Below are 20,586 nucleotides of genomic sequence, written 5' to 3' on the forward strand. Positions count from 1 at the left end.
CTCGCGCATTCTGCGACACGGCTGCCGAGCGTGTCACAGAACACACGGGATACCGCGGTACCCGCTCACACCTTCTGAGACACGGCCGGCGGCATGTCCCACAAGATGCGGGATGCCGCAGCATCCGCCCGCATCTTCTGAGACACGCGTATGTCACACACACGGGCCATCGGCCCGGCGCCCGCGCCGCGCGCGCCCGCTCGGCCGCGCTTCGCTCGTGCTCAGACGAGCCGCGCGGCCACCTGCTCACGCACCCGCGCGGCGATCTCGTCGACCGGCAGTGCCGCGTCGACCACGAGGAACCGTCCGGGTTCGGCCGCGGCCAGGTCGAGGAAGGCGGTGCGCACGCGCGCGTGGAACTCGGCCTGCTCGGCCTCGAGCCGGTCGAACGGCTTGTCGACCGCGTCCAGGCGCCGGCGGGCGGATGCCTCGTCGAGGTCGAGCAGCACGGTCAGATCGGGCAGCAGGCCGTTCACCGCCCACAGCGACAGGTCGCGCACCTGCGCGGCATCGAGCACCCGTCCCGCACCCTGGTAGGCGACCGACGAGTCGAGGTAGCGGTCTTGGATGACCACCGCATCGCGATCGAGCGCCGGCCGCACGACCGTGGCGACGTGGTGGGCACGGTCGGCGGCGTACAGCAGCGCCTCGGCGCGCGGGTCGATGTGCCCGCGGTGGTGCAGCACGATGTCGCGGATGCGCTCCCCCACCTCGGTGCCGCCGGGCTCGCGGGTGCGCACAACCTCGCGTCCGCGCTCGCGCAGCCAGTGCTCCAACGCCGCCGCCTGCGTGCTCTTGCCGACGCCGTCGCCGCCCTCGAACGTGACGAACAGCCCGGTCACTTCTTCTTCGCCGCGGGTTTGCGGGTGGTCGTCTTCTTCGCGGCGGTCTTACGCTTGGGCGCCGGTCCCTTGGCGCGCTTGTCGGCCAGCAACTGCACCGCCCGCGCGAAGTCGACCGCCATCGCGTCTTCGCCGCGTGGCACCGTCGCGTTCGTCTCGCCGTCGGTCACGTACGGGCCGAACCGGCCGTCGCGCAGCTTGATCGGCTTGCCGCTGACCGGGTCGGCGTCGAACTCCTTGAGCGCGCTCGCGGCACGTCGGGCGCCGTACTTGGGCTGCTTGTAGCGCTCGAGCGCCTCCTCAAGCGTGATGTCGAAGATCTGCTGCTCGGCATCGAGCGTGCGCGAGTCGGTGCCCTTCTTCAGGTACGGCCCGTAGCGCCCGTTCTGCGCGGTGATCTGCTCCCCCGACTCGGGGTCGGTGCCCACCGTGCGCGGCAGCGCCAGCAGCTTCAGCGCGGTGTCGAGGTCGATCGTGTCGACCGACATCGTCTTGAACAGCGACGCCGTGCGCGGCTTGGGTGCGGCATCCTTCTTCGCCGTCTTCTTGGCGGGCTTGTCGACGACCTCACCGGTTGTGGCATCCACCGCCTCGGGATCTTCGGGCTCGACCTCTTGCACGTACGGTCCGTAGCGGCCGTCTTTGACGACGACGAGCTTGCCGTTCTCGGGGTTCTCGCCGAGCACGCGGTCGCCGGCGACCGGCGCGTCGACCAGCTGCTGCACGCGCTCGGGCGTGAGCTCGTCGGGCGCGAGGTCGTCGGGGATGTTCACGCGGCGCGGCGGAGCGTCGGGATGCTCGGGGTCGGTCACCTCGAGGTACGGGCCGTACCGGCCGATGCGCAGCGTGGCGGTGTCGCTCACGCGGGTGGAGTTCAGTTCGCGGGCGTCGATCTCGCCGAGGTTGTCGACGATGTGGCGCAGCCCGGCGTGGCCCTCCGACCCGAAGTAGAACTCCTTCAGCCAGTCCACGCGCTTCTGCTCGCCGCGGGCGATCGCGTCGAGGTCGTCTTCGAGCGCGGCGGTGAAGTCGTAGTCGACCAGTTCGGCGAAGTGCTGCTCGAGCAGCCGCACCACGCTGAACGCGATCCAGCTGGGCACGAGCGCCTGGCCGCGCTTGGTGACGTAGCCGCGGGCGAGGATGGTGTCGATGATGCTCGCGAACGTGGAGGGACGGCCGATGCCCTTCTCTTCGAGCGCCTTCACCAGCGACGCCTCGGTGTAGCGCGGCTTGGGGGTGGTGGCGTGGCCCTTGGGCTCGACTTCGGCCAGCGTCAGGGTGTCACCGACCGCCAGGGGCGGCAGTGCCTGGTCGTCCTGCTTGTCGGTGTCGGAGCGCTTCTCGTCGCGACCCTCTTCGTACGCCTCGAGGAACCCCTTGAACGTGTAGACGGTGCCGGATGCGGTGAACTCGGCGATGCGGTCGGCCAGCTCGACGGCGAGGGTCACGGTGGTGGTCTCGTAGGTGGCGTCGGACATCTGGCTGGCGACGGTGCGCTTCCAGATCAGGTCGTACAGCCGCAGTTCGTCGCGGTCGAGCGCGGAGGCCACCGACGCCGGCGTGCGGAAGTGCTCGCCGGAGGGGCGGATGGCCTCGTGCGCCTCTTGCGCGTTCTTGCTCTTGCTCTTGTAGACACGTGGGTTCAGCGGCACGGCCTTCGGCCCGTACAGCTGCACGGCCTGCTCGCGCGCCGCCTGCACCGCCTGGGTCGACAGGGCGGTGGAGTCGGTGCGCATATAGGTGATGTACCCCTTCTCGTACAGACGCTGGGCGACGCTCATCGCGTGCTTGGCGCTCATCGAGAGCTTGCGGCCGGCCTCTTGCTGCATGGTCGAGGTGGTGAACGGGGCGTAGGGGCGGCGGGTGCCGGGTTTCGAGTCGAGGGCGGTGACGGATGCCTCGCCCCGGGCGGCCACGTCGGCTGCCAGTGCGCGAGCGGCGGCCTCGTCCAGGCGCACGACCGCCTTCTTGAGCACGCCGCGGTCGTCGAAGTCCGACCCGCGGGCGATGGGAGCCCCGCCCAGGCGCGCCAACTGCACGCCGAACGCGTCGGTGTGCTTGGTGGCGGTGGCCGAGACATCCCAGTACGAGGCCGAGACGAACGCCATGCGCTCACGCTCGCGGTCGACGACCAGCCGGGTGGCGGCGGACTGCACGCGGCCGGCCGACAGGCCCTGCTGCACCTTCATCCACAGCACCGGCGAGATGTCCCAGCCGTACAGCCGGTCGAGGATGCGCCGCGTCTCTTGTGCGTCGACCAGGTTCAGGTCGAGGTCGCGGGTCTGGCCGACGGCCTGCTGGATCGCGTCCTTGGTGATCTCGTGGAACACCATGCGCTTGACCGGCACCTTCGGTTTGAGGGCCTCGAGCAGGTGCCAGGCGATGGCCTCGCCCTCGCGGTCTTCATCGGTGGCGAGCAGGAGCTCGTCACTGTTCTTCAGGGCGCGCTTGAGTTCGGCGACGGTCTTCTTGCCCCGCTCGGACTCGACGTAGTACGGCGCGAAGTCGTTCTCGATGTCGACCGAGTAGCGTCCCACGCTGGTCTTCTTCAACTCGGCCGGGATCGCCTTGCGGTCGGCGAGGTCGCGGATGTGACCGACCGAGCTGAGCACCTCGTAGCCGTCGCCCAGGTAGCCCTGGATCGACTTCATCTTCGTCGGGGACTCGACGATCACGAGCTTCTTGCCGTGTGCCAAAGGGGGTCCTTTCTTCGATGCACACCATACACACCCGCGCCACATCGCAGGCTGTGCGTCGGTCCTGCGCGTCGGCCGTGCGCATCGGTGTCGACGCGTCGGCGATGTGCGCGAGTCAGGGCCGAACGCACCGGCCCGAACGGGTCGGGCCTGCGACCGGGGGCGTGCGACGTCGGGTACGTCGAACGGGTGCATGGGGGCGCTCGGAGCGCACTGCTGTACCGGTGGACAGCGTACGCCTGTTGCGCGGCCACCGCCCACACGCGGCCCTGTCTCACTGTGGCGGGCCGGCCCGGGCCCAGGCGCGGGCGGTCAGCGCGCCGACCGGCACCTCGACCGAGACCGTGGCGATCACCCCGTCCAGGGTGCACGCGCTGAGTCTCCCGCCATTGGCCGACGCCACCTGGGCGGCGCGTTCGCACGGCACACCCGGCACCGCCCCCGACGCCGTGTCGGCGGCGGCCAGCGCGGCCGCGTCGGCGGCGGCGGCCGCGCGCTGGGCCTGCACGGCCGCCAGCCCCGACGCGGCAAGGCCCACGCCCAGTGCGGCCGCACAGCCGACCACCCCCACCGCGAGCACGGTTCCGGCCATGCGATCACTTCCCCCCGGCCAGCGCGCACGACGACGCCCGCAACGCAGGCGCCGGCAGCGGCACCCCGCCCGGCGCCGTGGCCGGCGCGCTGGCCTCGACGCAGACGAGCTCGCCGCGCGGGGTGACGCGGGTCCGTGCGCCGCCCACCGCGGCGGCCACCAGCGCCTGCGCGCGGGCGGCGGGCTCCCCGCGTGCGACAAGACGGGCGGCGTCGGCCGTGGCATCCTGCAGCCGCACCGCCCGCCCGCAGGCGCCGAGCACCCCGGCCCCCAGCGCGAGCACGAGCACCACCGCGGGCAGGGCGACCGCGAACTCGGCGGTGACCGAGCCGCGGTCGTCCCGGCCGAAGATCATGACACCGTCAGCGCGCGACGCACCAGGTCGGTGAGGATGCCGCGCACCTCATTCGAACGCATGATGACCACCAGCAAACCCGCGAAGGCGACAGCGGCCATCGTGGCGATGGCATACTCCGCGGTCGCCGCGCCGGTGTCGTCGGCGTCGGCGAGGAACAGCCGCGCCGCGCGCCGGCGGGTCAGGGGCGGGATCGTCGTGTTCATGGTGTTCTCTCCTTATAGACAGGGTTCGGTGGGCACGTCGGTCTCACAGCGACAGCGGTGTCGAGGTGAGCACACTCAGCAGCATCGGGGCCACGCCCAGCAGCAGGAACGCGGGCAGGGTGCACACGCCCAGCGGCACGAGCAGCCGCGACGACAGGCGGGCCGCACGCATCCGCCCCTCGGTGCGGGCGCGATGTCGGGCAAGGGATGCCGACGCCCGCAGCAGCTCGGCGGCCGGCACCCCGGCGGTGCGCGACAGGGTGAGGATGCCGGCGGTCTCGTCGTCGATCGCACCGCCGCCGGCCTCGGCGACGATGCGCTCGGCCCGCGCAAGCGACACCCCGCCCGACAGGGCGATCGCCATGAGGTCGGCGGTCATGCCCGGCACCGCGGCATCCGGCTCGGCGCGTCGCACCATCACGGTGCTCCAGCGCCGCGCGGCCAACACCAGGCCGATGCCGGCGACCGTGCAGGCCAGGCCGAGCGGGGTGGCGGCGAGCGTGCGCAGCGTGTTGAAGCCGAGCGCCGCGCCCAGAGCGACGCCGACCAGCGGCAGCCACGACATGAGCTTGGCGGTGCCGGCGGGCTCGGCCAGCGCCACGCGCAGCTCGTCGCGGGTCTGCGCGGCGTCCTGCACGGCGGCGGCGATGCCGCGCAGGCTGCCGGCCAGCGGCGCGCCCACGGTCTGGGCGATGCGCCACGCGGCCGACACGTCACGCCACCCCGGCCCGGCGGCGCCGATCGCGGCGGGCAGGTCGTCGCCGGCGTCCACCCGGTCGATCACGGCGGCGGCGGTCGCATCGCCGACGGCGGCGAGATGCCGCCACGCGGGCTCGGGCGCGACCCCCGCCTGCAGCAGCACCGCGAGCCGCAGCACAACCGCGGCATCCGGCCCCGGCGGCAGGGGGCGGCGACGGCCGGTCAGCACGGCTCCTCCCGGATCGCCAGGCGCCCGTCGCGCACGACGGGGCGGCCGATGCCCGCGACGCGGCGCCGCCGGTCGGCGTCGCGACTCAGGTGTACGACGCAGCCGATCGCACTGGCCACCTGGCGGGCCAGCGCGCGCTCGCCGAGCCCCGCGAGCGCGCCGAGCGCTTCGAGGCGGGCCGGCACGTCGTCGAGCCCGTTCGCGTGCAGCGTGCCCGCACCGCCGTCATGGCCGGTGTTCAGCGCGCTGAGCAGTTCGCGCACCTCCTCGCCGCGGCACTCCCCCACCACGAGCCTGTCGGGGCGCATCCGCAGCGCCTCGCGCACGAGGCGGGCCAGGCCGATGCCGCCGGCGCCCTCGAGGTTCGCCTGACGCGCCTCGAGCGACACATGGTGCGGGTGGGCGATGCGCAGCTCGGCGACGTCTTCGATCGTGACGATGCGCTCGGTGTGCGGCACACGCGACAGCAACGCGCCCAGCAGCGTGGTCTTGCCGGTGCCGGCCGCGCCGGTGATCAGCAGGTTCTCGCGGTCGCCGATGAGCCGTTCCAGCCGCGCCCGGATGGCATCGTCGACCGCCCCCGATCGCTGCAACCCGTCCAGATCGAGGCCGGCCGCCCGCGGCACCCGCACCGAGACGACGGTGCCGCCGCGGGCGACCGGCGGCAGCACGGCATGCACCCGAATGCCACCGGCCAGGCGCACGTCGACGCACGGGCTGGCGTCGTCCAGATGCCGACCGCCGAGCGCGATCAGCGAGACCGCGAGCTCGCGGACGTCGGCCTCGGCCGCCCGCCACTGCGGCACGCGCACCGCTCCCTGGCCACGGTCGACGAACAGCCCGTCACCGCCGTTGACGAACAGGTCGGTCACCGCCGGGTCGTCGAGGTACGGCTCGAGCGCAGCCAGCGCCGGCGGGCGCTCGGCCGGCGGGTGCGGCTCGGCGGCCGGCACCGGCGGCGGCGCCGCGGGCGCCGGGCGCCGCACAGCGAGCCCGGGACGCGGGCGGACGACGAACGGCTCGGACATGCCCCGAATCTAGAAGGCGGCCGGCCGCCGCCGGGCGCGGGATGCCACATCCGTGGACAGGTCGCCCGGATCCCGCGTTGCGCGGGTTCTGGGGAGGAATCGATGACCGGCACCGAGGCATCCGGTCACACACGCCCCCGCACAAAAAGGGGCGGCATCCCATGGGGGGAATGGGATGCCGCCACACGCAGCACCCTCTTCGGGGGGTGTGTCAGGTGCTGCAATGCCAGAATCGAATGTTCGGCCGAGCATGAGCATACGCAACTTCGGGGAGGGCGACAAACGAAACCCGCCCGGTTCGTGATATATCGCGTGACGATTTTTTCATCTGCGCCCGACCGGCACCCACTATCGGAGGTAGTGGGCCCGTTCGGGCGGGGGTAGATTGACCCCCGGCCCGGCGTATGCACCGCCCGTATGCACCGCCCGAACATCGCCCACCGCAAAGGAGCGCACCATGAGCAGCCAGATCGACCACCTTCTCGACGAGAACCGTCGCTTCGCCCCGTCCGCCGAGTTCGCCGCACAGGCCAACGGCACCGCCGAGCTGTACGAAAGGGCGGCGGCCGACCGGGAAGGGTTCTGGGCCGACCAGGCGCGCGAGCTGCTGCACTGGCACACGCCGTTCACCGAGGTGCTCGACTGGTCGAACCCGCCGTTCGCGAAGTGGTTCGGCGACGGCGAGCTCTCGGTCGCCTACAACTGCCTGGACCGCCATGTCGAAGCCGGCAACGGCGACCGCGTCGCGATCCTGTTCGAGGGCGAGCCCGGCGACACCCGCCGCATCACCTACGCCGAACTGACCGCCGAGGTCAAGAAGGCGGCGAACATGCTCGAGAGCCTGGGCATCGGCCAGGGCGACCGCGTCGCGATCTACCTGCCGATGATCCCCGAGGCGGTGATCGCGATGCTGGCGTGCGCGCGTGTCGGGGCGATCCACTCGGTGGTGTTCGGCGGCTTCTCGGCCGACAGCCTGCGGTCGCGGCTGGATGACGCGGCCGCACGACTGGTGATCACCGCCGACGGCGGGTACCGCAAGGGCAAGGTGTCGCCGCTCAAGCCTGCGGTCGACCAGGCCCTGGCAGACCGCGGCACCGGCGCGCAAGAGACCGTCGAGCACGTGGTGGTGGTGCGCCGTGGCGGCAACGACGTGGCGTGGACCGAGGACCGCGACCTGTGGTGGCACGACCTGCTCGACCAGGCTTCGGCCGAGCACGAGGCGCGGCCGTTCCCCGCCGAGAACCCGCTGTACATCCTGTACACCTCGGGCACCACCGGCAAGCCCAAGGGCGTCGTGCACACCTCGGGCGGCTACCTGACCCAGGCGGTGTTCACCAACAAGTACATCCTCGACATCCACCCCGACACCGACGTGTTCTGGTGCACCGCCGACATCGGCTGGGTGACCGGGCACACCTATGTGGCGTACGGCCCGCTGGCGCTGGGGGCGACGCAGGTGATGTATGAGGGCACTCCCGAGACCCCGCAGCCGGGACGCTGGTGGGACATCGTGCAGAAGTACGGCGTGACGATCCTGTACACGGCACCGACCGCGATCCGCTCGTTCATGAAGCAGGGGCGGCAGATCCCGCAGCAGTACGACCTGTCGACGCTGCGCCTGCTGGGTTCGGTGGGCGAACCCATCAACCCCGAGGCGTGGATCTGGTACCGCGACATCATCGGCGGCGGCAAGACCCCGATCGTCGACACCTGGTGGCAGACCGAGACCGGTGCGACGATGATCGCCCCGATGCCCGGGGTCACCTCGACCAAGCCGGGCTCGGCGCAGGTGCCGTTGCCGGGCATCTCGGTCGACGTGGTCGACGAGCAGGGCAACCGGGTCGAGAACGGCAACGGCGGACTGCTCGTGGTGACCGAGCCGTGGCCGTCGATGCTGCGCGGCGTGTGGGGCGACCCGGAGCGGTTCACCGAGACGTACTGGGCCAAGTTCGCCGACCAGGGCTACTACTTCGCCGGTGACGGTGCCCGCAAGGACGAGGACGGCGACATCTGGCTGCTCGGCCGCGTCGACGACGTGATGAACGTGTCGGGCCACCGGCTGTCGACGACCGAGATCGAGTCGGCCCTGGTCGCGCACGAGGCGACGGCCGAGGCGGCGGTGGTGGGAGCCAAGGACGACACCACCGGCGAGGCGGTGGTCGCGTTCGTCATCCTCAAAGAGAGCTACCTGGCGGTGCACACGCCCGAGGGACTGGCTACCCAGCTGCGGGTGTGGGTGAGCGAGCAGATCGGCCCGATCGCCCGCCCGCGTGACATCTACATCGTCGGCGAGCTGCCGAAGACCCGGTCGGGCAAGATCATGCGCCGCCTGCTGCGTGACGTGGCCGACGGGCGCGAGGTGGGCGACACCACCACCCTGGCCGACACCGCGGTGATGAGCATCATCTCGGCGCAGGTCAAATAGCCCGCGGCCCGAGGCTCACCGGTCGAGGGCGAGCGAGAAGATCACCTCGACCTCGACCGGCGAGTCCAAGGGCAGCACGGGGGCCGCGACCGCCGACCGGGCGTGCCGTCCGGCCTCGCCGAACACCTCGCCGAACAGTTCGCTGGCGCCGTTGATGACTCCGGGTTGCCCGGTGAAGTCGGGGGTGGATGCCACGAACCCGACGACCTTGACCACCCCGGCGAGGCGGTCCACGCCGCCGGCGACGGCCGCCGCCGCCGCGATCGCGTTCAGCCCGCACTGCCACGCGTAGGCCTTCGCATCCTCGGCGGCGACCTCGCCGCCGACCTTTCCGGTCGCCGGCAGCGCACCGTCGACCATGGGCAGCTGACCCGACGTGAACACGAGGTCACCGTGCACGATCGCCGGGATGTAAGCCGCGACCGGGGGGACCACCTCGGGCAGCGTGATGCCCAACTCTGCGAGCGTCTGCGACACGGTCATGTCAGTTCCCTTCGAAGGTGCGTGCGGCCTGGGCTGCGGCATCCAGCCCCGCGTTCTCGGATCCGGCACCGGCGGGCCGCTTGAAGTAAGCCACGAGGCCCCCCTCGGGGCCGGGTACGACCTGGACGAGCTCCCAGCCCTGCTTGCCCCAGTTGTTCAAGATGGCCGCGGTGTTGTGGATCACCAGCGGCGTGGTCAGGTACTCCCAGGTCGTCATCCGGCTGCGGCTCCTTCGCGTGCGGGTGGGCGGATGCTGGGAGGCTTCGCCCAGCAATCTCCTTTACGATCAACCCTATGCCCCACTCGAAACGCACGGCCGCTGGCGTGGCCGGCGGCCTGCTGGGCCTGGTCGGTCTGAGCGCCGTCGCCGGCGTGCTGATCACCGCGACGGTCACCCCCGCCGTGGCCGTCACCAGCGCCGCCGCCACCAGCGCGATCGACATGTTCAACAACCTGCCGAGCGTGCTGACCATCGACAAGCTGATCCTGCCGTCGACGATCTACTACAAGAACGACAAGGGCCAGTACGTGGGCGACGCCACCTACCTGGACCAGAACCGCACGCCGGTGAAGTTCGACGAGATCGCGCCGGTCATGTACGACGCGCTCCTTTCCAGCGAAGACCCGCGCTTCTACGAGCACGGCGGCGTCGACCTGATCGGAACGACACGTGCGATCCTGTCGAACCTGAAGGGCGGTCAGACCCAGGGCGGTTCGTCGATCAGCCAGCAGTACGTGAAGAACGTGCTCGTGCAGCAGTGCGACTGGGAGGCGACCAACGACAAGGAGCTCAATGACTGCTGGGTGAAGGCCACCGACGCCGAGGGCGTCGACGGCTACCAGCGCAAGCTGCAAGAGATGCGGTACGCGATCACCCTCGAGCAGCGGTACTCGAAGGACGAGATCCTGCTCGGGTACATGAACATCGCGAACTTCGGCGGCACCACCTACGGCATCGAGGCCGCCGCGCAGCGCTACTTCGGGGTGCACGCGAAGGATCTGAGCCTGTCGCAGGCGTCGGCGTTGGCCGGCATCGTGCAGAACCCGAACACCTACCGCCTCGACATGCCCGGCGGCACGACCACCAACAGCAAGGGCGAAGCGGTCAACGGTAAAGACGACCACTACTCACTGACCAAGAAGCGTCAGGAATACGTGCTGGACCGCATGCTCGCCGACGGCAAGATCACGCAGAAGCAGCATGACGAGGCGTACAAGGCGCCGATCGTGCCGAAGGTGACCGAGGTGCAGACCGGGTGCGCGAAGAGCTTCGCACCGTACTTCTGCGCGTACGTGACGGCGACCGTGTTGAACGAGCCCGCGTTCGGAGCCACCACCGCGGAACGTGAACAGCTCTTGCACCGCGGCGGCCTGAAGATCTACACCACGCTCGATGCCAAGGTGCAGACCGCCGCGCAGAACGCTCAGAACAAGTACGTCCCCGCCTCCGTCGCCGGAAAGAACTTCGGGTCGACATCGGTGACCATCGAGGCCTCGACCGGCCGAGTGCTCTCGATCGCCCAGAACACGAAGTACGTGGCAGCCGGCAAGAAGAAGAACGGTGAGTCCGCGATCGTGTTCGCCGGTTCCCGGGATGTCGGCGGCTCGAACGGCTTCAACGCAGGATCGACGTTCAAGCTGTTCACCCTGCTGGACTGGCTCGAGAAGGGCCATTCCCTCAACCAGCTCGTCGACGGCCGCAACCGCGTCATCTCGACCTGGAAAGACGACTGCGTCGCCGGCGGCACGTGGACGGCATCCGCCGACGTGAAGAACTTCAACAGACAACGCGGATACTTCGGGACCCCGAAGCAGTTCACCGCGCAGTCGTTGAACACCGGCTTCCTCGGGATGGCCGCACAACTCGACCTGTGCGACATCGGCAAGATGGCCGAACGTCTCGGCGTCACCCGCGGTGACGGTTCGCCGATTCCGCTGACCAGCGACGGCACGAGCTCCGACCCGACGAAGAACCCCGCCCCGTACGAGGTGATCGGCTCGGACAACGTGTCGCCGATGGCGATGGCGGCGGCGTACGCGACCGTGGCGAACAAGGGTGTCTACTGCCAGCCGCGGGTGATCGACAAGGTCACCGATTCGGACGGCAACGAGCTCACGGTGCCCGAGCAAGACTGCAAGCAGGTGATCGATCCGAAGGTCGCCGCCACCGCGGCGTACGCGCTGCAGGGCGTCATGAAGGGCGGCGGGTCCGGTGCGGCCGGAAACCCGTGGGACGGAACACCGCTGATCGGTAAGACCGGTACGCACGAGGAGTTCCAGACCTGGCTCATCACCTCGAACACAAAGGTGACCACGGCGAACTGGGTGGGAAGCGTGTCGGGGCGGATCGACCTGTTCCACCAGTACTACAAGGGCAACGCGCTCTCGAACCTGCGTTACGTGCTCGGCCGCACCATCCAGGGAACGGTCGACAAGCTGTACCCGGGTGGCCAGTTCCCGCAGCCCGACTCGAACCTCACCCGTCAGGTGCTGGTGAACCTGCCGAACGTGGTGGGCATGTCGGTGAAGGATGCCACCAGCAAGCTCGAGTCGGCCGGATTCCAGGTGACCGTGGGCAGCGAGGTCGACTCCGATCAGCCGAAGGGCACGATCGCCGAGCAGAACCCCGGCGCCGGTCGCGTCGCCGCCGGCACGAACGTGACGATCAGCCCGAGCAACGGCAAGGGCATCTCGATCCCGGACGTGTCGGGCCGCGCCCCCGACGAAGCGGTCGCCATGCTGCGGGCATCCGGATTCGGCAGCGTCGACACGCAGTGCGTCGTCACCGCCGACGGTGACGGACGCGTGACCGGCACCGATCCCGGTTCGGGCACCGTCGCGGGCCCCAACACCAAGATCACCGTGAGGTACGCGTCACCCGAGTGCGGTCGCGGCGGCGGCGACCGACCCGACAGGCCCGGCAAGGGCAACGGCCGCGGTTGACCGGCTCACACATCGCACGCACCGCCCTCATCGCGCTCGGCGCGGTGGGGGCGGTCGGCGCGGGCGCGGCGATCTGGGGCGTCGGCATCGAACGGCACCTGTACACGGTGCGACGGCACGAGGTGCGCATGCTGCCGCCGGGTGCCCGGCCGCTGCGCATCCTGCACCTGTCGGACGCGCACATGGCGCCCTGGCAGCACCGCAAACAGCGGTGGATCGCGTCGTTGGCGGCGCTGCGGCCCGACGTCGTCGTGAACACCGGCGACAACCTGGGCCACGTCGACGGGCTCGCCGGCCTGCGCCCGGCGCTCGCCCCGTTCCGCGGCATCCCCGGCGTGTTCGTGCACGGGTCGAACGACCATGTCGCGCCGTCGCCGCGCAACCCGTTCAAGTACCTGATGGGCCCGTCCGATCACGTGGTCGAGGCCGAGCCGATGGATGCCACCGAGCTCGACTCATTCCTCACCGACGACCTCGGCTGGCGAGACATCGACAACGCCGCCGCGACGATCGAGTCCGCAGGGCTGCGCATCGACACCTTCGGCGTGAGCGACGCGCACCGCGACTGGGACCGGCTCGACGTGCTGCCCGACGCGATCGCCGGGCTCGGCGGCGGAGCCGACCTGACGTGGGGCGTCACGCACGCGCCGTACCGCCGGGTGCTCGACGCGTTCGTCGACCTCGGCGCCGAAGCCATCTTCGCCGGGCACACGCACGGCGGACAGGTGCGGGTGCCGTTCTCGCCCCGGGCGCTGGTGGCCAACTGCGACATCCCGCTCGAGAAGGCCCGGGGCCTGAGCGAGTGGACCCACGACGGCCGCACCGTGCCGCTGAACGTGAGCGCCGGCATCGGCCACTCCATCTATGCGCCGGTGCGCTTCGGGTGCCGGCCCGAGGCATCCCTCATCACGCTGCTGCCGCGGTAGCGCTCTGCCCGACCGATTCGGAGCATCCCGCTCGATCGGGTAGACTCGAACAGTTGCCACCGGGGTGTGGCGCAGCTTGGTAGCGCGCTTCGTTCGGGACGAAGAGGCCGCAGGTTCAAATCCTGTCACCCCGACCAATCAAGGGCTCCACCGCGGTGGGGCCCTTGTCGTCGAGAGGACCGAGATGCCGACACCACGCCTGGTCGCGTTCGACCTGGACGACACCCTCGCCCCGTCGAAGAGCGCCATCGACCCCCGCATCGGCGACCTGCTGGTGCGGCTGGCCGAACGGGTCGAGGTGGCCATCATCTCGGGCGGGCAGCTCGCCCAGTTCACGGCGCAGGTGGTCGATCGGCTGCCCGACGCGCCCGCACGCGTGCGTCACCGCATCCATCTGCTGCCCACCTGCGGCACGCAGTACTACCGGCTCACCGCCGACGGCGTCGCCACCGTCTATGCGCACGCGCTGAGCGACGACGAGAAGGCGCGCGCTCTGGCCGCGGTGGAGGAGGAGGCGAGGCGGCTCGGGTACTGGGAGTCGCAGACCTGGGGGCCCATCCTCGAGGACCGCGCCTCGCAGATCACCTTCTCGGCGCTCGGACAGCAGGCGCCCCTCGACGCCAAGTCGGCGTGGGATCCCACCGGCGAGAAGAAGAACGCCCTGCGCGCCGCGGTCGCCGCACGCCTGCCCGACCTCGAGGTGCGCAGCGGCGGATCGACGAGCGTCGACATCACGCACCGCGGCATCGACAAGGCGTACGGGATGCGGCAGCTGGCCGAGCAGACCGGCATCGGCCTCGACGACATGCTGTTCGTCGGCGACCGCCTCGACCCCGACGGCAACGACTACCCGGTGCTCGCCCTCGGCGTCGCCTGCCGCGCCGTCGACGGCTGGGAGGACACCGCGGTGCTGCTCGAAGAGCTGATCCCCACCCTGCCCGCCGGCCGGTGACAGGCGGCACCGGGGTGGGCGCGGGCGTTTCGACCCGCTGCGCGCCCTCCACGGCCGGGGCGGCGTGGGGCGCCGGGAGCGTGTCTCACAACATGCGGGTCCGGGCTGCGGCATCCCACACCTTCTGAGACACGCGACGGCGGGATGTCTCACAAAACGCGACCTGGAAGGCTCGCAGCCCGCATCTTCTGAGACATCCCCCGGTGCCGGCCGGTGACCGGTGCCGGCCGACGACACGACGCCGGCCGACGGCGCGTCAGCGCGCGGCGGACGCCTTCGGCCGTGCCGTGCGGGGTGCGCGAGCCGGCGCCGACCCGACCGGAGTCAGCCGCGTGAGCTGCGTCACGTGGCGCGGCTGAAGCTCGGCCAGCGACGAGACGCCCAGCAGCTTCATGGTGCGCTCGATCTCGCTGCGCAGGATCGCGATGGTGCGGTCCACGCCCGCCCGGCCGCCCGCCATCAGTCCGTACAGGTACGCGCGGCCGATCAGCGTGAACTTCGCGCCGAGGGCGATGGATGCCACGATGTCGGCGCCGTTCATGATGCCGGTGTCGATCATCACGGTGGCGTCCTTGCCGACCTCGCGCACCACCTCGGGCAGCAACCGGAACGGGATCGGCGCCCGGTCGAGCTGACGGCCGCCGTGGTTGGAGAGCACGATGCCGTCGACGCCCAACTCGACCAGCTTCTTCGAGTCCTCGACGTTCTGCACGCCCTTGATCACGATCTTGCCCGGCCACAGCTCGCGGATCACGGTCAGGTCGTCGTACGAGATGGTCGGGTCCATCGCGGCATCCAGCAGCTCGCCCACGGTGCCGCCGGTCGAGCTCAGCGACGCGAACTCGAGCTTCGGCGTGGTGAGGAAGTCGATCCACCACCACGGCCGCGGGATCGCGTTGACGATCGTGCCCAGGGTCAGCTGCGGCGGGATCGAGAAGCCGTTGCGCTTGTCGCGCAGCCGCGCCCCCGCCACCGGGGTGTCGACGGTGAAGAACAGCGTGTCGAACCCGGCCTCGGCCGCCCGCCGGGTCAGCCCGTACGAGATCTCGCGGTCGCGCATCACGTACAGCTGGAACCAGTTGCGCCCGTGCGGGTTCGCCTTCTTCACGTCCTCGATCGACGTGGTGCCCAGGGTCGAGAGGGTGAACGGGATGCCGGCGGCCCCGGCCGCGCCCGCGCCGGCGATCTCGCCCTCGGTCTGCATGAGCCGGGTGAACCCGGTCGGCGCGATGCCGAACGGCAGCGCCGACGGGCCGCCCAGGATCTCGCACGACGTGTCGACGGTGGGTGCCGGCCTCAGGATGCCGGGGTGGAACTCGACGTCTTCGAACGCCTGCCGCGCCCGCGCGATCGACAGTTCACCCTCGGCGGCCCCGTCGGTGTAGTCGAACGCCGCCTTGGGAGTGCGGCGTTTGGCGATCGTGCGCAGATCCCAGATCGTGAGCGCGCTCTCGAGCCGGCGCTTCTTCGCGTTGAGTTCGGGCTTCTTGAACTGCATCAGCTCGAACATCTCGTGCAGGTTCGGCAGTTGTCTGGTGACCATGGGGTCCTCTCAATCGCGGGTGAGCCCGGCGTGGGCGTGGTAGCCGGTGATGTGGTCGTCGACCAGCCGCACCGCCAGCTCGGGATCGCCGACGGCGATCGCGTCGACGATCTGTCGGTGCTGGGCGCGCAGGCCGGTGACGGTGTCGTTCCAGTCCGGCACGCGGGCGGCGCCGGCCAGCACGTACGATTCGATCGCGGTGCGCAGGCCCGCCATCATCGCGGCCACGACCGTGTTGCCGGATGCCTCGGCCAGTGCCAGATGGAACTGTGCGTCCAGCGCCAGGAACTCCGCGGGTGTCAGGCCGGTGGCATCCATCGCCTGAAGCACCGCGCGCGCCTCGGCGAGCGCGTCGTCTTCGCGCTCCCCCGTCCGACGCGCCGCTCCGATGCGCGCGGCGAGATCGCCGGCGACGGCCGTCTCGAGGATGCGGCGGGTGCGCACGACGTCGTCGATCTCGAAGCCCTGCGCGGCCACCTGCAGGCGCAGCAGCGCCGACATGCCGCCTTGCGGGGTGGCGATCACGATCGCACCGGACGTGGGGCCCGATCCGGTGGCGGTGCGGATCAGCCCCAGCACGTCGAGCACGCGCAGCGCCTCACGCACGCTGGAACGGCCGACACCCAGGGACGCCGCCAGCTCGCGCTCGGGCGGCAGATGATCGCCCGGGCGCAGCGCGCCCTCGAGCAGGTCGGTCTCGATCTTCTCGAGCACGACGCGCCAGGCGCGCGCGGGCGCGGCTTCGCCTCTCACACGGACTCCTTCTGTGGTCCGACCACAGTACCGCGTGTGGTCAGACCACGCAACGTGGGGTGCCCTGCGCGCTCGGGCTGGGCCGGCTGCGGCCGGGTGCGGCCGGGTAGGGCCGGTTACGGCCGCGTGCGGCCGAGCGGGGTTCCCCGCGCGCCCTGGTGCGACCCGCTGCGGTCGGCTCAGACCGGCTCGGGCGCCCCGTCGCGGTAGCGCACCGTGCTGCGCTTGAAGATGCGCAGCACCGGCGAGGCCACCACCTGCCGCACACCGTCGTGCGCGGCGATCGCCCGCAGCGATTCGTGCAACTCGGTGCGGTCGCGGTTCGCCAGTTGCGCATACAGCAGACCGCCGTCCGACGAGACCCAGCGCGCCTCGGCCCGTGCCGCGACCGCGACACCGACCTGCTCGAGCGCGGCGGGCACGGCCTGAACGGTCACCACGGTCTCGACCGGGTACCCCAGCAGCGCCGGGTCGACCACGGCGCGGATGCGCACCTGACCGCGGGCCAATGCCGCGTCCAGGCGGCGGCTGGCCGTGGACTTCGACAGCCCGAGTCCCGACGCCAGCTCTTCGACGGTCGCCCGTCCGTTGCGCGCGAGCAGCCCGATGAGCGCACGGGTGGTCTCGTCAGGCGAACGGTAGTCGTCCCAGCCGGCCAACAGCGAGTCCTCGCTCTCGCGCAGGGCCTGCAGCTGATCGGCGTCGAGGATCGGCGGCGCCCACCCCGACACCGTGCGGTGGAACTGCAGCTGCGGGCGGGCGTCGATGTCGGTGACCCCTCGCACCTGCGCGCAGTCGTCGAGGATGCCGGCCAGCTCGCCGCGCGAGTGGAAGTACTCCCCCACCACCTCGGCGGGCCCGGCCAGCCCGCTCACCCAGGTGGAGCGCGAATGGTCGGCCATGCGCTCGCCCACCGCGGCCAGCGCTGACGGCGCACCGCGCACCCGCAGGAACGTGGCCTCGCCATCGGGCAGATTGCGCGGGTCGCCCTGTGCGTGGATGCGCACGGCCCCGCGCTCCAGCAGCGCGGCGCCGTGCCGGGCGATGCGCCGCTCGGTCTCGCCGAGGACGGCCGCGATGCGGCGCCACGACGCGCGTCCGTCGCGCAGCAGCGCCGCGGCGATGCGCCGGTCGAGGTCGCCGAGGGGCCTCACCGTGCGGCGCCCGTGCCGGCGACCTCGAGGATCGCCGCCAGCGCGGCGGTCGTTCCGGTGGTCACCGCCATCCGTGCGTCGGGCGCGAACTGGGGCGAGTGGTTGCCGGCGGGGGCCGCACCGTCATCGAACAGTGCCGGATCGAACGCGCCGAACCCCCAGAACACGCCCGGCACCCCGATCGCGTCCCACAGCCACCCGGCGTCCTCGGAGCCCATGCCGAGTGCCCGTGCGTCGACATGATCGGCGCCGAACACCCCGGCGAACACGGTGGTGAGCCGTTCGGTGAGGGCGTCGTCGTTGACGAGCCGCGGGAACGAGTTCAGTTCTTCGACGACGGGTTCCGGCGCGCCGGATGCCGCGGCCTCGCCCGCGATGATCCGCCGGATCGCCGCGAGCACCCTGCTGCGGCTGTCTTCGTCGGGGGTGCGCACGTTCACGGTGAACTGCGCGCGGTCGGGGATGATGTTCTCCTTCAGCCCGGCGTGGAAGGTCCCCACGGTCACCACGGCCGGGGTGCGCGGCGACAGCTCGCGCGAGACGATGGTCTGCAGCCGCAGCACCATCGCCGCCCCCAGCACGATGGGGTCGATCGAACGTTCGGGCTCGGAGCCGTGCGCCTGCCGGCCGTGCACCGTGATGCGCCAGGAGTCGGCGAGGGTCGCCATCGGTCCGGGCCTGACGATGACCGAGCCGCCCGGGGCGGGCATGACGTGCTGCGCGAACACCACGTCGGGCCGCGGCGCCCGGTCCCACAGCCCGTCGGCGACCATGGCCTTCGCGCCGTACGCGGTCTCTTCCCCGGGCTGGAAGATCAGCACCACGGTGCCATGCCACACCTCGCGGTGGGTCGACAGCATCCGTGCCGCCGTCAGCGCCGCGGTGATGTGGGTGTCGTGGCCGCAGCCGTGCATGACCGGCGCGACCTCGCCGTCGGGCAGGGTACCGGTGGCGGTGCTGGCGTACGGCAGGCCGGTCTGCTCGGCGATCGGCAGGCCGTCGGTGTCGGCACGGAAGCCGATCACCGGGCCGTCGCCGTTGCGCAACAGCCCGACCACGCCGGTGCCGCCGCAGCGGAAGTGCTCTATCCGCAGGTCGTCGAGGGCCCGCTCGATGTAGGCGGCGGTCTCGTGCTCCTGCGCCGACAGTTCGGGGTGGGCGTGCAGGTGGGTGTACATCGCCACCGCGTCGGTGATGGTCTGCTCGTCGAGGGCGATGGGCAGGGTTCTGGCGGTCATGTCATCAGCCTTTCACGTCGTCGGCGGGAGTGTGGGCGGTGCGGTCGCGCACCAGCCACGAGATCACGATGGTGGCGATGACGCCGATGGCGACGGTGAAGTAGGCCAGCTGCGGCAGCAGCGGCACCAGCACGAACACCACCAGCGCACCGACAACGAGTGCGACGACGGTGGTGCGCACGGCCTTCATCGACACGATGATCTGCAGGATGACGGCGCCGAACACGGCGGGCAGGATGTAGGTGCGCGCGACGCCGATGACCTCGGCGGGCAGCAGCGAGATGAGCCATGTGCCGCCGGCGCCCACGAGCACCGCCAGCGTGATCAGGTGCACGAACACGGCCCCGATGATGGCGCACCCGGCGATCAGTTCGGCCCGGCGGGAGCCCGGCTTCTCGTCCAGCTTCGCCTGGGCGACGATCGCAGCCGGCAGCAGCTTGTTGCTGATGTTGCCGATCATGAACGCCTGGTACATGGCCGAGCGGCCGAGGATCGGGAAGTACGAGATCGGCTCGACGATCGCGATCACGGCGAAGGCCGCCAGCACGGCACCCACGGCCGTCCACAGCTCGCCGGCGGTGACGCCCATCCCGGTGCCGAACGCGGCGTACAGCGCCGCCGCGAGCGAGACACAGAACCCGGCGGCCATGGTGACCGGCCCGGCGATCGAGGTGGTGCGGTCGAACTGCCGCAGCGGATCGGTGGTGGTGATGCTCATGATGCCCCTCCGGTCATGATTCCGGCGACGACCAGGGCCACGACGATCGAGATACCCAGTCCCCACTCGCGCAGCCAGCCCTTGCCCAGTGCCCGCGCCAGCCACATGCAGACCGCCATGGCCACCGCCGACACGCACAATGTGACGATGTGCACCGGCGACTTCACCGTCTCTTGCAGGGTGAGCGTGACGAACGCGCCCAGCAGCGCGGCCCCGGGGACGATGGTCATCACAGCCGGGTTGACGCGACGCAGCGAGATGTCGCCCTTGGCCAGCAGCGGCGTGAGCACGAGGGTGGTGAGCATCCACACCAGCCCGCCCATCGTCATCGCCGCGAAGGCGATCGCGAACACCTTCTGTGTGTAGGTCGGACCGCCCAGCTGTGCGCCCTGCGTGCCGGCGGCGACGCCGGCGGCGGCGACGTCGAACGCGGCGGAGCCCACCAGCCCGATCCGGGTGAGCACGGCGGGTGTACCGAACAGCGGCAACAGCGAGATGGCCACCAGCGCCACCGCCAGCGACGGACCGATCGCCGCGACGGCGCCGGTGCGCACCGACTGGGTGACCTGCTGCTGCGTGAGGTCGGCGGCGACCGCTGCCTTGCGGATGGCCCGCAGGTAGATCACCGATTGGATGACGATGACGAGGAAGACGCCGCCGGCGCACAGCCACAGCACCGGGCTGTTCGCGAGCGCCGCGATGTCCATCGACGAGGGATCCCCGAGGGTTCGGATCATGTCGGACTCCATCTCCATTGAGGGTGTCGGGCGCACGCAGCGCGGCGCAGGAGTCCTATTGTTGCAT

Annotated in this window: 19 protein-coding genes and 1 tRNA gene; 5 read left to right on the forward strand and 15 right to left on the reverse strand. The window is 71.0% G+C overall.

The window, feature by feature from the left end; all coding sequences use genetic code 11:
* Positions 1–221: 221 nt before the first annotated feature.
* From tmk to H577_RS0113475, 7 genes are all read right to left on the reverse strand, one after another.
* On the reverse strand, positions 222–842 hold the full coding sequence (gene tmk / locus H577_RS0113445; protein WP_029146384.1) for a dTMP kinase: 621 nt from the start codon (positions 840–842) through the stop codon (positions 222–224).
* On the reverse strand, positions 839–3,538 hold the full coding sequence (gene topA, locus H577_RS0113450; protein WP_029146385.1) for a type I DNA topoisomerase: 2,700 nt from the start codon (positions 3,536–3,538) through the stop codon (positions 839–841). Before topA ends, tmk begins: the two co-directional genes overlap by 4 nt.
* Before the next feature lie 274 nt (positions 3,539–3,812).
* Positions 3,813–4,130 (reverse strand): Rv3654c family TadE-like protein, encoded by a 318-nt coding sequence (locus tag H577_RS0113455; protein WP_029146386.1) that lies wholly within the window; start codon positions 4,128–4,130, stop codon positions 3,813–3,815.
* A gap of 4 nt (positions 4,131–4,134) precedes the next feature.
* Positions 4,135–4,485: a TadE family type IV pilus minor pilin gene (locus tag H577_RS0113460; protein WP_029146387.1), complete on the reverse strand. Its 351-nt coding sequence runs from the start codon at positions 4,483–4,485 to the stop codon at positions 4,135–4,137.
* Positions 4,482–4,691: a DUF4244 domain-containing protein gene (locus H577_RS0113465; protein ID WP_029146388.1), complete on the reverse strand. Its 210-nt coding sequence runs from the start codon at positions 4,689–4,691 to the stop codon at positions 4,482–4,484. The genes H577_RS0113460 and H577_RS0113465 overlap by 4 nt, the downstream gene beginning before the upstream one ends.
* Before the next feature lie 43 nt (positions 4,692–4,734).
* The gene (locus H577_RS0113470; protein ID WP_051192041.1) at positions 4,735–5,619 is read right to left on the reverse strand and encodes a type II secretion system F family protein; all 885 of its coding nucleotides are present in this window, start codon (positions 5,617–5,619) and stop codon (positions 4,735–4,737) included.
* The gene (locus H577_RS0113475) at positions 5,613–6,647 is read right to left on the reverse strand and encodes a TadA family conjugal transfer-associated ATPase (protein ID WP_029146390.1); all 1,035 of its coding nucleotides are present in this window, start codon (positions 6,645–6,647) and stop codon (positions 5,613–5,615) included. Before H577_RS0113475 ends, H577_RS0113470 begins: the two co-directional genes overlap by 7 nt.
* Before the next feature lie 457 nt (positions 6,648–7,104).
* Between H577_RS0113475 and acs the strand changes: the two genes are divergently transcribed.
* The gene (gene acs / locus H577_RS0113480) at positions 7,105–9,072 is read left to right on the forward strand and encodes an acetate--CoA ligase (protein ID WP_029146391.1); all 1,968 of its coding nucleotides are present in this window, start codon (positions 7,105–7,107) and stop codon (positions 9,070–9,072) included.
* Positions 9,073–9,087: 15 nt separating this feature from the next.
* Here acs and H577_RS0113485 read toward each other — a convergent pair whose 3' ends face one another.
* Together H577_RS0113485 and sp36 are read right to left on the reverse strand one after the other, a co-directional pair.
* Entirely contained in the window at positions 9,088–9,555 is a 468-nt protein-coding gene (locus tag H577_RS0113485) for a RidA family protein (protein ID WP_029146392.1), read from the reverse strand.
* A 1-nt stretch (position 9,556) separates the two neighbouring features.
* Positions 9,557–9,772, reverse strand: a complete 216-nt coding sequence (gene sp36, locus H577_RS0113490) for a Sp36 family protein (RefSeq protein WP_029146393.1) — start codon at positions 9,770–9,772, stop codon at positions 9,557–9,559.
* Positions 9,773–9,849: 77 nt separating this feature from the next.
* Between sp36 and H577_RS16590 the strand changes: the two genes are divergently transcribed.
* From H577_RS16590 to H577_RS0113510, 4 genes are all read left to right on the forward strand, one after another.
* A complete protein-coding gene (locus H577_RS16590; protein WP_036285205.1) occupies positions 9,850–12,498 on the forward strand; it encodes a transglycosylase domain-containing protein in 2,649 nt (882 codons plus the stop codon).
* Positions 12,495–13,424 (forward strand): metallophosphoesterase, encoded by a 930-nt coding sequence (locus H577_RS0113500; RefSeq protein ID WP_029146394.1) that lies wholly within the window; start codon positions 12,495–12,497, stop codon positions 13,422–13,424. Before H577_RS16590 ends, H577_RS0113500 begins: the two co-directional genes overlap by 4 nt.
* A 60-nt stretch (positions 13,425–13,484) precedes the next feature.
* Positions 13,485–13,561: transfer RNA gene (locus tag H577_RS0113505), tRNA-Pro, on the forward strand.
* A gap of 47 nt (positions 13,562–13,608) precedes the next feature.
* Positions 13,609–14,376 (forward strand): HAD-IIB family hydrolase, encoded by a 768-nt coding sequence (locus H577_RS0113510; RefSeq protein WP_029146395.1) that lies wholly within the window; start codon positions 13,609–13,611, stop codon positions 14,374–14,376.
* Between the two features lie 256 nt (positions 14,377–14,632).
* On the opposite strand, the gene H577_RS16595 is transcribed toward H577_RS0113510, so the two are convergent.
* From H577_RS16595 to H577_RS0113540, 6 genes are all read right to left on the reverse strand, one after another.
* Positions 14,633–15,919 carry an alpha-hydroxy acid oxidase gene (locus tag H577_RS16595; RefSeq protein WP_036285208.1) on the reverse strand — a complete coding sequence of 429 codons (1,287 nt, stop codon included), beginning with the start codon at positions 15,917–15,919 and terminating at the stop codon, positions 14,633–14,635.
* Positions 15,920–15,928: 9 nt separating this feature from the next.
* Entirely contained in the window at positions 15,929–16,672 is a 744-nt protein-coding gene (locus H577_RS0113520; protein WP_029146396.1) for a FadR/GntR family transcriptional regulator, read from the reverse strand.
* 179 nt (positions 16,673–16,851) lie between these two features.
* Entirely contained in the window at positions 16,852–17,826 is a 975-nt protein-coding gene (locus H577_RS0113525; protein WP_029146397.1) for an Lrp/AsnC family transcriptional regulator, read from the reverse strand.
* On the reverse strand, positions 17,823–19,064 hold the full coding sequence (locus H577_RS0113530; protein ID WP_036285212.1) for an amidohydrolase: 1,242 nt from the start codon (positions 19,062–19,064) through the stop codon (positions 17,823–17,825). Before H577_RS0113530 ends, H577_RS0113525 begins: the two co-directional genes overlap by 4 nt.
* Before the next feature lie 4 nt (positions 19,065–19,068).
* On the reverse strand, positions 19,069–19,782 hold the full coding sequence (locus H577_RS0113535) for a hypothetical protein (RefSeq protein ID WP_029146399.1): 714 nt from the start codon (positions 19,780–19,782) through the stop codon (positions 19,069–19,071).
* Positions 19,779–20,519 carry a DUF5058 family protein gene (locus H577_RS0113540; protein WP_029146400.1) on the reverse strand — a complete coding sequence of 247 codons (741 nt, stop codon included), beginning with the start codon at positions 20,517–20,519 and terminating at the stop codon, positions 19,779–19,781. Before H577_RS0113540 ends, H577_RS0113535 begins: the two co-directional genes overlap by 4 nt.
* Between the last annotated feature and the right edge of the window lie 67 nt (positions 20,520–20,586).

Origin of the sequence: Microbacterium luticocti DSM 19459, assembly GCF_000422405.1 — a bacterium.
GTDB classification, from domain to species: Bacteria; Actinomycetota; Actinomycetes; order Actinomycetales; family Microbacteriaceae; genus Microbacterium; species Microbacterium luticocti.

Coding starts and splice junctions, on each gene's coding strand:
- H577_RS0113455 (WP_029146386.1), bottom strand. CDS start 4,130: ATGGCCGGAACCGTGCTCGCGGTGGGGGTGGTCGGCTGTGCGGCCGCA.
- H577_RS0113460 (WP_029146387.1), bottom strand. CDS start 4,485: ATGATCTTCGGCCGGGACGACCGCGGCTCGGTCACCGCCGAGTTCGCG.
- H577_RS0113465 (WP_029146388.1), bottom strand. CDS start 4,691: ATGAACACGACGATCCCGCCCCTGACCCGCCGGCGCGCGGCGCGGCTG.
- H577_RS0113475 (WP_029146390.1), bottom strand. CDS start 6,647: ATGTCCGAGCCGTTCGTCGTCCGCCCGCGTCCCGGGCTCGCTGTGCGG.
- acs (WP_029146391.1), top strand. CDS start 7,105: ATGAGCAGCCAGATCGACCACCTTCTCGACGAGAACCGTCGCTTCGCC.
- H577_RS0113485 (WP_029146392.1), bottom strand. CDS start 9,555: ATGACCGTGTCGCAGACGCTCGCAGAGTTGGGCATCACGCTGCCCGAG.
- sp36 (WP_029146393.1), bottom strand. CDS start 9,772: ATGACGACCTGGGAGTACCTGACCACGCCGCTGGTGATCCACAACACC.
- H577_RS16590 (WP_036285205.1), top strand. CDS start 9,850: ATGCCCCACTCGAAACGCACGGCCGCTGGCGTGGCCGGCGGCCTGCTG.
- H577_RS0113510 (WP_029146395.1), top strand. CDS start 13,609: ATGCCGACACCACGCCTGGTCGCGTTCGACCTGGACGACACCCTCGCC.
- H577_RS16595 (WP_036285208.1), bottom strand. CDS start 15,919: ATGGTCACCAGACAACTGCCGAACCTGCACGAGATGTTCGAGCTGATG.
- H577_RS0113530 (WP_036285212.1), bottom strand. CDS start 19,064: ATGACCGCCAGAACCCTGCCCATCGCCCTCGACGAGCAGACCATCACC.
- H577_RS0113535 (WP_029146399.1), bottom strand. CDS start 19,782: ATGAGCATCACCACCACCGATCCGCTGCGGCAGTTCGACCGCACCACC.
- H577_RS0113540 (WP_029146400.1), bottom strand. CDS start 20,519: ATGATCCGAACCCTCGGGGATCCCTCGTCGATGGACATCGCGGCGCTC.